Genomic DNA, 13,297 nt, shown 5'->3' with positions numbered 1-13,297 from the left:
AATATCGCTCTCGAACGGGTGGATTCACGCCGCCGAAGTGGTTCAAGCACCACCGCTCAGGCCAAGGTGGTCGTCATCCACACGCCAGTTCGAGCGGAGGCATCACCATGACCGCGCCACGGGGGAGCACCTTGCGTCGGCGTCGACTCGGGCACGAGTTGCGTCGACTCCGGGAAGCGGCGAACCGCACCCACGTCGAGATCTCCGAAGTCCTCGACTGCACGCAAGGCCGGATCTCCAAGATCGAGGCCGGTTTCCTCTCGATCCGACCGGTGGAGGTGAAGGCGGTGCTCGACTACCTCGCCATCCCGCGCAGCGAGTGGGAACCGCTGATCGCGCTGGCCAAGGAGTCCCGCCAACGCAACCTGTGGAACAGGCACTCCGATGTCATGTCCGCGAGGTTCATGAACTACGCGAACCTGGAGGCCGAAGCGAATCGGATCTGCGTCTACCAGGCCGAAGTGGTCCCCGGACTGATGCAGACCGAGGCTTACGCCAACGCGGTGAACCGGGCCACGCGACGGCGGGCCGACATCACCCCGGAGCGCTACACCGAGGTCCGGTTGGCTCGTCAGGAACGAGTCCGAACCGGCGAGTTGAGTCTCTGGGTCGTGTTGAACGAGGCGGCCATCCGGCGAGTGGTCGGTGGCGAACAGGTCATGCGTGAGCAGTTGCAGCACCTGCTCGAACTGGGGCATCAACCGTCAGTGACCTTGCAGATCCTGCCGTACTCGGCTGGCGAGCACCCGGCGATGAACGGTCCGTTCGAGATCGCCCAGTTCGCGGATCGCCGGCAGGACCCCGACGTGATCTATTTGGAGAACCAGACCGGTGGCCTCTTCATGGAGGAACAGGCGGAGATCGAGCGGTATAACGTCACGTTCGACCGGTTGATCGCGGATGCGCTGGACGTCGGGCGCTCGGCGAAGCTGATCGGTCGGGTGATCGACGAGCTGTCTGGGGAGACGATCCCCTACTGAATCGAGGGGCGCGCATGACTTCGACCGAGTGGCGGATCAGCAGTTACAGCACCGCCGGCCAGAGTTGCGTCGAGGTAGCGCACGGCGAGCGGTCGGTCGGGCTCCGGGACTCCAAGAACCCCGAAGGCGACCGGCTCACCGTCAGCCCGCCGGCGTGGCGGGGCTTCCTGGCGGCGGTGCGCTGACCGCGCGGCCGGAATCCCCGAGGACCCCGGCCGCGCCGTCAGCGCACCGCGGCGGTCGCGGCCACCGCCCACGCGGACAGCCCGATGTGCGCGGCGAACAGCGCCAGCCGCGCCGGCACGTTCCGCACCGGCGCCAACGCCACCGTGATCCAGATCACTGCGGCGACGAACGTCAGCCCGAGCGCGACCACTCCCATCGGTCCGTCCCCCCGATGAGCCGCTGTGACCCGTGTCCGTACCAGTGTCCCGATCGAGCGGTACTCCTACTGGAGATCGTCAAAGATTGCCGGGAACGGTCTCGCGGCGGGACTTGAAACGCAGCACCCGGCGGTCCGGTGCGCCGTCGATGAAGCCTCCGCACGGGTCGTCGTCGCCGGCTTGCCGCACCTTGTCCAGTGCGGGCCGGTAGATCTCCCGGAGGATGAACCCGCACAGCACGATCACCGCGACGTCCCGCGCCACCACCGCGCCGAGAAACCAGTCGATCGGCAGTCCCTTGTTGTCCACGCCCAGGTAGAAGAACATCCGCGGCACCCAGACGAGGGCGTCCACGGTCATCCACACCAGCAGCAGCTTCCACCGCGGTAGGGCGAGCACGGCCAGCGGCACGAGCCAGAGCGAGTACTGCGGGCTCCACACCTTGTTCGTCAGCAGGAACGCGGCCACCACGAGGAACGCCAGCTGCGCGAACCGGGGCCGCCGGGGCGCGGACAGCGTCACGAACCCGATCGCCGCGCAGCACACCAGGAACAGCACGGCGCTGACCGTGTTCAGCACCTCCGGCGCCTGCCCGTGCGCCAGGCCCGGGTCGAAGCCAGGCCACCCCGTCCACTGGGCGACCACGTTGTACAGCGAGTCCGGGTCGACCCCGCGTTCGGTGTTGAGCCGGAAGAACTCGCGCCACCCGTCCGGGTACAGGAAGGCGATCGGCGCGTTCACCAGCGCCCAGGTCACCATCGTGGCGCCCAACGTCGTCAACCCGGCCCGCAGCCGGTCCGACCGCCAGCACAGCAGCAGCAACGGCCCGAGCAGGAACAGCGGATACAGCTTCGCCGCGCCGCCCAGCCCCAGCAGCACGCCCGCCAGCACCGGCTTCTTCCGCGCCCAGGCCAGCATGCCCGCCGTCGCGAACGCCGTCGCCAACGTGTCGAAGTTCGTGAACGCGTGCACGATGACCAGCGGCGACACCGCCACCAGCACCGCGTCGTACGGCCGCCGCCTGGCCAGCTGCGCCACCGCGAACGCGGTCACCAGCCACGCCAGCGCCAGCCACAGCGCGGTGATGTTGAAGTACACGATCACCGTCATCGGGTTGGGCAGCCACCCGGACGAGGCGATCACCGTCCACCCCTGCGCCATCCGGGCGTTGAGCAGCTGGAACATGCCCGTCAGCACCGGGTACTCCATGTACCGCACGTGCGCCGTGGGTTTGCCCTCGTCGTCGATCCACGACGTCTTGTAGGGGAACGTGTCCGGCTTGTCCAGCCGCTCCGCCGTGTACAACGGCACGGTGTCCGAGTAGCACATCGCGGTGAACTGCTTGCTGCCCCGCCAGTCGAGCTGCACCACGCCGTTGTCGTCCACGTACTGCTGGATGCAGGGCGACTTCTGGAACCACGACAGCGCCAGCGTCACCACCGCGAACAGCAGCACGACCCGCAACGGCGTCCAGAACCAGTGCCGCCCGACCAGCGCGTGCCTGCCGACCGGCCCGCCCAGCGGCTTGCTCGCCGTCCGCGCCAGCGGTTCGGTCCACGTCGGGTTGATCCGCTCGTCCGGACCGAGCGAGTCGGCGTCGTCGGCGTTCGCCTGCGGGTGCTGCGAAGGGCTGGCCACGGGCACGGATGCTACGGGCACGGACGGCAGGAGGTTGTGAGGTCCGGCACCCCGAGCCCGCCTCGACCCCGACGGCTCGCGGCTCTTGCCGGCCACGACCGGGTTGCACCTCTCAGTCGGTGAGTCGGACGGTCCGGTCGACCGCGCCGAAGCCGGACACCGACGATGGCAACGAGGCGGCGCACTCGACGTCCGAGGTCGCCACCACCGGGGTCGGTTCCAGACGTGCGGTGAACCGCACACACAGCCGCACGGATCTGCTCTCGGCGGTCCACCCACCGCCAGCCTGGCCCTGCCCGTAGTACACGGCGTCCAGTTCGAACCCGTTCGCCGTGGCTCGGCTGCCGAACACCCGGTCCGGATCCCCGGCGACCGCTTCCGCCAACGCGGCCTCCGGCCCGCGTTCCGGCAGTCGGCGGGCAGCCCCCTCGGTCCGTGACCGACCGCGTTCCGCGTCGTCCCGGGCATCGCCCGTGGCGTAGTCGAACGCGAGGTCGACTTCCGAAGCACAGCCGGCCGTGGTGACCACAACCGTAGCCACCACGACCAGCACGCCTCGGATCACGGTCTGAGCGTACGCGCGGAGGTTAACACCACCACCGCAACAACTACGTCTTCAGTAGCAGTACCGGACCAGCGGATTCGGGTCGTGTCCGGTGGCCAGGCCGTGGCCGGGCATCCACGCTTGGGCCCAGTTGTCCCGCCCTGCCTTGTACCAAATGGCATTCCCGGCACCGTACCCGTAACACGTGATCACTACCAGCGCGCCTGTTGGCACGGTGTACATGTAAGCGCCATTCGGTACGGTGTAAACACCTACGTCATACACCGCGGTGGTGCACACCTCGTATCTGTAGCAGTTCCAGGCGGCGGCGTTGGCGATGCCAGACCCTGCCGTGAGCGAGGTGAGTGCGAGCATCATCGCTGCAACCATGTGTGCCAATTTGCGGCGTTTCATCTGCTGTCTCCGCTTCGATTTCGGTTGATATTTCTGCGGATCGCCAATCCGGCCACGGTCACGCCGAAAATTCCGGCAAAGGGCCAAGTCCAGACACCCAGGGCGTTCGACTTGGGTGGTGCGGCTGCCAGGGCGCGAGCGGGATCGACGATGCCGAAGCCGTACTGCGGATCCCGCCCCATAGGGCCCACGTCCTTGGCGGTGTTAGTGAGCAGTCGGAATACTTCAGGGGCTGTCAGGTCCGGGTACCGCGCCCGCGCCAGTGCCGCCGTGCCCGAGACGATCGCGGCGGCGTAGCTGGTCCCGCTGCGATCGCCCCGCGACGTCGGCACGTCCACCCCTGGAGCGGCCAATACGACTTCCGGTCCGGACACGCTGACGTCGGGCCGGAATCGCCCGTCCCGATCGACCGCCGACACGGCGAGTACGGCCTCGCCGCGAGCGAGAGGGGTGACGCCTCTGTCCGTGCCGGTGTTGCCAGCCGCGGCCACGACGAGCACGTCGTGCTCGGCGGCGTACCGCAGCCCTTCGTCGAACGACCCGGCACCGCTGCCGAGCGACAGGTTCACCACCTTCGCTCCGCGGTCGACCGCCCACTTCAGCGCCGCGTTCGCGGCCGCGCTGCCGCCGGTGACCTTCACCGGCAGGACCCGCGCACCGGGAGCCACGCCCGACCGCCCCGCGATCAACGCGGCGATGTCCGTGCCATGCCCTGACGTGTCCCGCGCCCCGGAACCGAGTTCGGGGAACTCGGCCCCGGGCAGCACGACCCCGGCGAGGTCGGCGTGGCCGGGGTCGACCCCGGTGTCGAGTACGGCCACGGTCACCCCGGACCCGTCCGTGTGCGCCCACGCTTGCTCCAGGCCCAACTGCACGACCCAGAACGCGACCGCCGCCAGCGCCGTGATCATCCGCGCGTCACCAGTCCCAGGTCGTGCCGGCTTGGTGCGTGTAGGTCAGGGCCATGGGTGCCTCGTCCGCGTGGCTACCGCCTGCCGGCATGACCATCAGGCCGGTGCAGTCGTGGGTGAGCGCACCCGAGGGGTACGTCATCGAGACACCGATCGCCTTCCACGACGTGTCCGGGTTCAGCGCGGGGTCATCGCAGCTCCGATCCGGGTTGGCCACGGGATTACCGCAGTTCTGCGCCCGTACCTGCCGGTTGGCGCCTGTCTCTGCCTGGTGGGCGGCCAGACAGAGTCCCGTCGCCTCGTGGACGAACTGGTAATGCCAGGTTGGCAGCGGTGCTCCGCCGGTCGGGTTCGGTGTTTCGCTGAACCCCCAGTACCGGATCAGCCAGTTGTCGCTCATGTTCCCGAGGCACGGCGTCTGCACGATCGGTGAAGGGTTGGCGAACGTCTCGGCAGGCGTGATGCACTTGCCCGTCGTGCTGTTCAGGAACCGGGTGAGGCGGTCGTCCGGGTGCTGGTTCTGCGTCTGCGGGATGAACGCGACTGCATCGAACGCCACCTTCTTGCCGGCTTCCCCGGTGAGCGTCGACAGCGAGATCTCGGGGATGTTGTTGAAGTGGAAGTCCCCCAATGTCACCCACTGGTTGCTGTAGAGCGATTGGTTGATCGTCGCCTGCTGAACGCCCTGCGCGGTCTTGACCCTGTAGACGGCCTTGGTCGTCTTGCCTGAGCCGTGCGCCGGGATGAACACCTTCACGGTGGCCTTGGTGCGCAACTTCCCGTGCAGGAACCAGGTGCCTGTCGTGACGGCCTTCAGCTCGGCCGACTCGTCACCCGACGACTTCGTGGCCGACTTCGTGTAGCTCTGCCACATGTGCCCGCCGAAGCCCGTGCCGAGCTGGTGCAGGTCCACCCACGCCGCCGGCTTGTCGTAGGTGAACGACAGCCCTCCATTGCCCTGGATTGCCAGCTGCCGGCAGCCTGGCCGGCGCGTCGGCGCGGAGTGGTCCACGACGATGCTGCGGGGAGATCTGCCATGCTCCGGCAGGAGTTGCTCCGCCGTGGGGCAAGTGGGAGGGAAGCTGTTACCGGCGGCTTCCTCGTTGGGGTGGGTTGCGACGCTGAACCGCATGAACTCGAAGCCGCAGCCGTTGCAGCCGGGCTTCCACGCGACGGACTGGTTCCACCAGCATTTCAGGTCGTACTGGCCGACCGCGTTCTTGTGCGCGCAGGGGCCTGTGTCGGCTGCGGGGTCGTCGTCGACCGCGGGGTCGGTCGGCGTGTAGCTGGCGCCCGGCACGCAGTTGTTCGCCGCCGTGCAGAACGTGTGACGTTCCGGCTTCACGTGGCGCTTATTGTATGCAGCAGTACCCGGCGTGTCCGCATTACCGGCGCCGCCGGGCCACAAGCCGTACAAGAACATCGGCACCTCGGTGTTCTCGTTCTCCCATGTAGAGGGCGGGTTACCGGCGAAGCCCAGGACCTTCTCCGGGTACGGCCAATACTGCGGACGGGCGTAGTCGTGCGGGTTTTCCCCGAAGGAATCCCGGTTCGGGTCATAGCGCGGGTTGGCCGGGTTGTTGGCCCAGCCCAGGCCCCATGCGCCGTTGTGCTGGCCGGCGCCGCTCTGCGGGTAGAAACCCGAGTTGTACGCCCACAGTGCGAAGAACCAGTTCTCCAGGTTGATGATGTCGTTGTCGTTCACCTTCATCCCGGCGGCCTGCACCTGGTTCCACTTGTCCTGGAGCTTCTGCATCCCGGCCGCGAGGTTCGCCGCGTAGTCCGTGGCGATGGCCCGCTGCTGGTTCACCGGCAGGGCGGCCGGATGGCCTCCCTCCATGCCCGCCAGGCGCATCCCGTCGGTGAGCTGGGTGATGCCGTAGCCGCAGTCCGCCCCGGCGAAGTCGATGTCCCAGTCGTTGTCCTCGTCCACGTCGTACAGCTTCTGCCCGTAGTAGCTGCCGATCAGCGGGTTGCCGGTCTCACCGGGCAGCGTGTGCCTGCTCGCCTGCCACAGGTTCGACTCCTGGCCGGTGACGCCGAGCAACACCTGCACGGGCATCGCCTGACCGTTGGAATTCGCCATCTGCCTCGGCGGGAACATCAGCTCGGGGTGGTAACCACCCGGGTTGCCGTACCAGCCTGACGGTCGGTGGAGGTTGAGGTTGCCGCGCACCACCATGTCGGCGGCCCACTCGACCTGTCGCGGCTTGGGCTGGAGCACCTGGACAGACGGGTCGTTGCGAGGCACCGCGCAGGTGTGGTCCGGCTCCACTTCCCGCGGCGTCAGGACGTCCGCGGGGTTCACTCCGAACGCCACGTCCTTGCCCGTCTTCAGGCTCTTCGCGCGCAGGTTCCAGACCTGTGGCTGCGGTCGCACCGAACCCTTGCTCGGCTCCACCGCGGTCAGCGCCATCTCGCCGGTGGTCGACGCGGTCGAGCCCGCGGGCACGTCGAGCTTCCGCACCACCGCCGGCAGGGCCTCCAGCTTCGCGTCGCCGGTGATGAACACATCGCCGCGCGTGTTCGCCGTGAGCCCGAGCTTCGCGACCGGGCCACGGGCGACCAGCGACACCTTGCCGCGCACACCGGTGGACCGCTGGACGTTGACGTTCCCGTCGCCCTCGTCCGCCATGTAGACGACGCCGCCCTCGGCATCCGGCTTGAGCTGGAACGGCACGCCGTGGGTGCGCGCGATCCGCTCCTTCCCGCCGTCCCTGCGGATCTTCAGCACACCCGTGCCACCCGCGACCGCGAATCCGTCTTGGAAGGGCACGGCCGACGTGAACTGGCCCGCGACCTCGGTGCGATCGCTGAGCTTGCCGGTGGCCGTGTCCACCGTGAGCAGACCCGTCTTGCCCAGGTCGAGGTCGGCGGCCTGGGTGAGCGCCACCTCCTCGCCGAGGCCGCAGCCGGGGTTGAAGTAGGCGAGCGTGGTGCGCACCGGGAGGTTCGTGACCGCGCCGGTGCCCAGATCGACGACTGCGGTGAAGGCACCGCGGGAAGACAGTGCCTCGTCATCGGTGAACGTCCTCGGCGCGTAGGCCACCACGGCCTTCGAACCGGAACCGGTGACGCAGGCGTTGCCGATCCAGATGTCGGCGTCGGCCGCGGGGTTGACGAGGGTCGCGGCGGTGCGCCACTGGTAGCCCGTCTTCGCGTCGGCGACCAGTACGTGGAAGCCGTCGCCGTCGCCGGTCGTCGTCCACAGGCGGTCACCGGACGACTGCCACTTGTCGCCGAGCAGTTCCTGCCGCTTCTCGGCCGCGACCACCGGCGGCTCGACCTGGGTGTCGGCCGGACGAGGAGAGGGCTCGGGAAGGCTGGGCGGCTTCGGCGCGGCTAACGCGGGCGTGCCGACGGCCACCAGCGCCAGCGTGGCCGCCAATGTTGTGAGGGGCATTCTTCGTTTGGTTGTCCTACGCATTTCCTGCCGTTTCTTTCGAGCGATTCCCGACGTGTTTCCGCATTCTCCGGGAAGGCTGAACCCGGTTCTGCTCCGAGGTTGTCCCCGGATGTCATCGGGGTTGGACTGCAATTTGAGTCAACCGGTGATCGCGACGGCTTGTCAACGACTGTTCCGGTGATGTGCGGGATGCGCGTCGCGTCGAATTCCTGACTGTGGCAGATGGTGTGGCTGAATATGAACCTGGTGAGACGTTCACCGGGGGTCGGTCGACGTTTAACACGCCACCTGTCGACCAGTTGCCGATGGTGCCATCGACCTTGGTGAGGCTCTCCAGCCGCCCGCTTACCGGCAGTCGTCCGATTCGACCGCCGTGACGGAGCCGGAACCGGTGACGGTGAACCGGTAGCACCGGTCGGTGCCGGCCGAGCCGAACGCCGAGCTGGTCACGCCGTGCAGTTCCACGGCGAAGGCGGTCACCCCGCCGTCCCGGCTCACGACCGGTCGGTAGGACTCACCGGCCGACGTCGCCGACACGATTTCCTCGTCGGTCAGCTCCCCGTCGAGCGCGCTCACCCGCAGCCGTTCGGTGGTGTCCGCGAGCGCCGCGGCCAGCGCCTGGTCGGCTCGCTCGCCCGGATCGTCGCCGGTCACCGTCGTGACGACCCACAGCATGGCCACCACGACCAGCGCCAACCCGGCAACCGCGGCCCAACCGAGCCGGGTCGCCCACCGCGCTCGACCGGACCGACCGCCGGTGTCCGTCATGTCCCGTAACCGATGTCGCGCAAGCTGCCCTCCAAGACCCGTGCGTACCCCGAGGCGCCCGCCGAGTTGGGGTGGAAGGACTCGCGGCTCAAGCAGGCGCCACCGAGCACGTCCCAGAAGCAGAACGGTGACACCTTGTCCCCCTTGTGGAAGTCACCGTCGCCGTTCGGTCCCGGGATGATCTTGTTGATCCACTCGTCGGTGTCGCACCCACCATGCCCGACGAACGCCGGCACCGGGTCGGCGAAGTGGAAGCCGGCGCCCGCGGTGGCCGTGGTCTGGCGCTTCTTGTCGTTGAGGTAGGCACCCAGTTGCGCCAGTGCGGTGACCTCGGTGCCGTCGAAGTACCAGGAGCCGGCGCACTTCACCGTGCGACTGAACACCTCGGGATAGCCCATGACCACGACCTCCGCGTCGGGCGCCTTGCTTCGGATCGCGGTGAGCAGGCTGCCGAGAGCCGGTTGCAGTTCATCGATCTTCGCCTTGTACCGCGGTAGGAAGGTGTCGTCAGTCGCGCAGTTCCCCAGGCCGCCGCACTCGGTCATGGCCTGGGCGAAGCCGGCGTCGTTGCCGCCGATCGACAGCGTCACCAGAGTGGTGTTCTCGTCGAGGACCCCGCTCTCGGCCTGCGACATCTCGTGGAACTGGCCTTCGCCGTAGTGGTAGTTCCAGGGTTCGTTCCACGACCTCGGCACAGTGGCACCGCGGAGGTTCCAGATGTTCGCACCCGAGCAAGCGACGAACCCCAGCTCGACCCGCGAACTCCAGGAGTCCGCCAGCGCGCCGGTGGTCAGCGTCTCGCCGGGTAGGACAGCCTTGCGGCTCCACGCGCCCTTGCTGCGCCGGCAGGCGTTCCACCGCTCGTGGCCGTGGTTGTCGTCGGACTCCCGGTAGTACTCGCCCGCACCCTCGCCTGATGCGTACGAGTCGCCCAAGGCCGCGACGATGTGCTTCGGCTTGCCGGGGAGAGGCTGGAAGGCGATCGCGTCCCAGGCGACGTCGTCGACACCCTTGCCGTCCCGAGTCGTGGTGGACAGCCGAACCTGGGGTGTGCCGACGAACCGGTAAACGCCGAGGGAGACCCACTTGTTCTCTTCGGTGGCCTGGGACAGGAACCGGTTCCTGACCCGGCCGTCGCCGAGGAGCACGTCGTACTTGGCTTGCTGGGTGTGCGCGCCGTGGTCGGGCAGGTGCACCAACACGCGCGCCCAGCCGTGGAGCGCCGAGCCGAGCGTCCACGTCCCGGTCACGCGGCCCGGCTCGCTCACCCCGCTGGTGTTGGTGTGGGCGAAGTAGAAGTGGTTGTCGAACGCCGCGCCGATCTGGTGGAAGTCGGTCTTGGCGGACGCGTTCTGGAACTCCAGGTCGAACCGACCCTGCTGTACCCACGTCCGGGTGCAGCGGCGGCCTAGCGGTGTCCACTGGTGCGGCGCGACGGCCTCGTTCACGTCGTCGATGATCAGCGCGCCGCCGGGCAGACCGTTCTGCGTGCACTGCGGCGGGTAGTTGGTCCCGTCGGGGCGGGGACCGTCGGTGCCATCGTAGGTGAAGTTCCAGTTGCCGCACTGGTAGTCGCAGTCGGTCTTCCACGTGGTGGTCGTGTGCCACCAGCACTTGAGGTCGGTGTTGCCGTTGGCGTCGCGGTGGTCGCACGGGCCGGCGGGTTCGGAATCCTCACCGGGGCCTGGTGGAGGCGCGGGGATCTTCTCACCGGGCTTGCAGTGGTTCTCCGCCGTGCAGAAGTGGTCCACCGGGGGCTTCACAAGCCTGCGGTCCGCCACGCGGTTCCACCAAGCGGGTGCGAAGCCGGGACCGGAGGAGGTCTCGATGGAGTGCGCGGCCCAGCCCATCACCTTCTCGGGATACGGCCAAAGCTGCGGGTTCTTGGCGTCTGCGGGATCGTCCTCCAGGAACGGCTTGCGGTCGCCGGGATAGCGGGGGTTCGCCGGGTTGTTCAACCAGCCGAGACCCCACGGCGACCCGTCACCCTTGTCGGGGTAGAAGCCGGAGTTGTACGCCCAGACTGCGAAGAACCAGTTCTCGATCTTGCGCGGGCTGCCGTTGTTCAGCACCATCCCGGCGGACCGGGTCTGGTTCCACTTCTCCTGGAGGATCTGGAGGCCTCGGGCGATGTTCGTCTTGTAGTCCAAGGCGATCGCACGCTGTTGGTCGGCGGGTAGGGCCTGCTCGTTCGGTCGGGTCCGGCCGGCCATCCGCATGCCGTCGGTGACCTGCGTGACGCCATAACCGCAATCGGCCTCGTCCCAGCGGATCGCCCAGTCGTCCGTCGGGTCGCTGTTGTAGATCGACAGGCCGAAGTAGTTGCCGATCAGCGGGTTCGACGACACACCGGGCAGCGCGAAACGCGCAGCCTGCCACAGGTTCGACTCCTGGGCCATGATGCCGAGCAGGATCTGTGGGGGCACCTTCTCGCCACCCGACAGCGGGATCGACGGGAACATGCGTTGCGCGCCGGTGGTGTTCTCCAGCGAGCCCAGCACGGCGCGGTCAGCGGCCCACTCGATCTGGTCTGCCGTCGGCTGGGTCACCTGGTTGTTCGGGTCGGCACGCGGGATCGAGCACGTGCGGTCCGCGTCCACCGGATCGGTCAGGGAGCCGGTCGACGACACCGCGCCGCCGAGCGCCGGGCTCGGAGCCCGACCGGTCGATGCGCCGTCGGAGACCTCCGCGTCCGGCGAGACGGTCGTCGGCACCACCTTGCCGGTGCCCAGCACCTTCAGGTCCAAGTCCACCTCCGCCGGCCCGACCGCCGTGCGGACGCCGGTTCGGACGAGAGCTGTCCGGCCCTCGGTCGATAGAGTCGCGTCGCGCGGCACGTCCACCGCGGACACCGACGGTGGCAGTCCGGAGAGCTGCTCCGCCTTGCCGGTCAAGAACACCCGACCGGCACGACCAGCGGTGACCCCGAGTTCACCCGACCTGCCGGTGGCCAGCGTCCTCGTCGACGCGTCCGGCGCCACCCGCCTGACCTGCACCTCATCGCCGGTGCGGTCCAGGTAGACCACCCCGCCCCGGTCGTCCGGGTGCACGTGGAACGGCACGCCGCCGGAGCGACTGATCGTGGTCGACCGTCCGTCGGGTGAAACTCGCACCAGGTTCCGCCCATTGGCCGCGACGATCCCGTCAACGGTGGGAACCGCCGAGGTCACCTGGCCGGGCAGTTCGATCGGCTCGGCGAGCGTGCCGATGGCGGCGTCGAGCGCGATCAACCGCGTCTTCCCGCGCTCCTCACCGCCGTCCTGGGTGATCACAGCCGACTCGCCCGCACCGCAGCCGGGGCTGAAGTAGGCGAGGCTCGACCTGACGGCCAGCTTGGTGACCACTCCCGTGTCGAGGTCCACCACCGCAGTGAACCCGCCCCGCTCGACCAGCGACACCTCGTTCGTGAACGTCCGCGGCGCGTAGACCACGGCGGCCCGCGTGCCGGATGCGGTCAGGCACGCGTTGCCGATCCACTGGTCCGCGACGAGGCCAGGTTCGGACAGCGTCGCGGCAGTGCGCCATGCGTACCCGGTCTTCGCGTCGGCCACGAGCACGTGGAAGCCGTCGGCGTCGCCGGTCGTGGTCCAAGCGCGGTCGGTGGACTCGCGCCAGCCGCGTCCCAGCTGGTCGTCGGTGTTCGTCGGCGCATGCCCGGCTGCGATACCCGGTGCGCCGAGCGGTGGTGGCTTGGTGGGTTCGGCGTGGACCGCGGTGGTGGAGCCGAGTAACAGCGCGATCGTCGTGCCCAGGATTGCCGTGCGCATTCTCCTCACCCTTCCGGTGAAGTCGATCCAAATCCCCGGTGGCGGCTATGGATATTCAGGGCTCGGTGAATCGCACCTGTAAGTTTTCGGGGTCGCCAAATAGTGAGGCTGGGAGCCATGAATTTCGGACGGCGCCCGGTGTGGGTGTACGCGCTGGTGCGCGCTCGCCAGAGACGAAAGCAGCGGCGGTCAAGGATGGCTGCGTGGCATGGCCGACCTTGAGCAGGATGTGCTGCTCAGGTGCTGAGGGAAGCCGGTGGCACTGCCTGTGCCGCACCGGAATTCGAAGGAAGACCTGTCGAGCCTCTAATGACCTGCGTGAGCCATGTCCACTGTATCCCCCTGGTAGTGATGTCCCTCCGTATGCCAGCAAACTGCACGAGGTACATCCGGTCAATAATGATTCAGATCACACTGGTCCATTAGTGTGGTCGCTAATGTCGATTTCTCCATCGACGGTTGCCCCGACAGGGTGAACACGGTGGA

Annotated in this window: 10 protein-coding genes; 2 read left to right on the top strand and 8 right to left on the bottom strand. The window is 68.1% G+C overall.

The window, feature by feature from the left end:
- The first annotated feature begins 107 nt into the window (after nucleotides 1-107).
- Nucleotides 108-980 (top strand): helix-turn-helix domain-containing protein, encoded by an 873-nt coding sequence (locus ACRAKI_RS36045; protein ID WP_447008607.1) that lies wholly within the window; start codon nucleotides 108-110, stop codon nucleotides 978-980.
- 14 nt (nucleotides 981-994) lie between these two features.
- Complete coding sequence (locus tag ACRAKI_RS36040; RefSeq protein ID WP_447004928.1) at nucleotides 995-1,165, top strand: DUF397 domain-containing protein; 171 nt, start codon at nucleotides 995-997, stop codon at nucleotides 1,163-1,165.
- A 38-nt stretch (nucleotides 1,166-1,203) separates the two neighbouring features.
- On the opposite strand, the gene ACRAKI_RS36035 is transcribed toward ACRAKI_RS36040, so the two are convergent.
- The 8 genes from ACRAKI_RS36035 to ACRAKI_RS36000 form a co-directional block, all read right to left on the bottom strand.
- Entirely contained in the window at nucleotides 1,204-1,362 is a 159-nt protein-coding gene (locus tag ACRAKI_RS36035) for a hypothetical protein (protein WP_447004927.1), read from the bottom strand.
- Between the two features lie 79 nt (nucleotides 1,363-1,441).
- Nucleotides 1,442-3,001, bottom strand: a complete 1,560-nt coding sequence (locus ACRAKI_RS36030; protein ID WP_447004926.1) for a glycosyltransferase family 87 protein — start codon at nucleotides 2,999-3,001, stop codon at nucleotides 1,442-1,444.
- Nucleotides 3,002-3,113: 112 nt separating this feature from the next.
- On the bottom strand, nucleotides 3,114-3,566 hold the full coding sequence (locus ACRAKI_RS36025) for a hypothetical protein (protein WP_447004925.1): 453 nt from the start codon (nucleotides 3,564-3,566) through the stop codon (nucleotides 3,114-3,116).
- Between the two features lie 51 nt (nucleotides 3,567-3,617).
- Nucleotides 3,618-3,959, bottom strand: a complete 342-nt coding sequence (locus ACRAKI_RS36020) for a hypothetical protein (protein WP_447004924.1) — start codon at nucleotides 3,957-3,959, stop codon at nucleotides 3,618-3,620.
- A complete protein-coding gene (locus tag ACRAKI_RS36015) occupies nucleotides 3,956-4,870 on the bottom strand; it encodes a S8 family serine peptidase (protein WP_447004923.1) in 915 nt (304 codons plus the stop codon). The genes ACRAKI_RS36020 and ACRAKI_RS36015 overlap by 4 nt, the downstream gene beginning before the upstream one ends.
- A 7-nt stretch (nucleotides 4,871-4,877) precedes the next feature.
- Nucleotides 4,878-8,273, bottom strand: a complete 3,396-nt coding sequence (locus tag ACRAKI_RS36010; protein WP_447004922.1) for a golvesin C-terminal-like domain-containing protein — start codon at nucleotides 8,271-8,273, stop codon at nucleotides 4,878-4,880.
- A 348-nt stretch (nucleotides 8,274-8,621) separates the two neighbouring features.
- Nucleotides 8,622-9,044, bottom strand: a complete 423-nt coding sequence (locus ACRAKI_RS36005) for a hypothetical protein (RefSeq protein WP_447004921.1) — start codon at nucleotides 9,042-9,044, stop codon at nucleotides 8,622-8,624.
- Nucleotides 9,041-12,811: an SGNH/GDSL hydrolase family protein gene (locus ACRAKI_RS36000; protein ID WP_447004920.1), complete on the bottom strand. Its 3,771-nt coding sequence runs from the start codon at nucleotides 12,809-12,811 to the stop codon at nucleotides 9,041-9,043. The genes ACRAKI_RS36005 and ACRAKI_RS36000 overlap by 4 nt, the downstream gene beginning before the upstream one ends.
- Nucleotides 12,812-13,297 lie beyond the last annotated feature (486 nt).

It is taken from the genome of Saccharothrix isguenensis (assembly GCF_052936305.1).
This window is presented reverse-complemented; position numbering and strand designations above follow the sequence as displayed.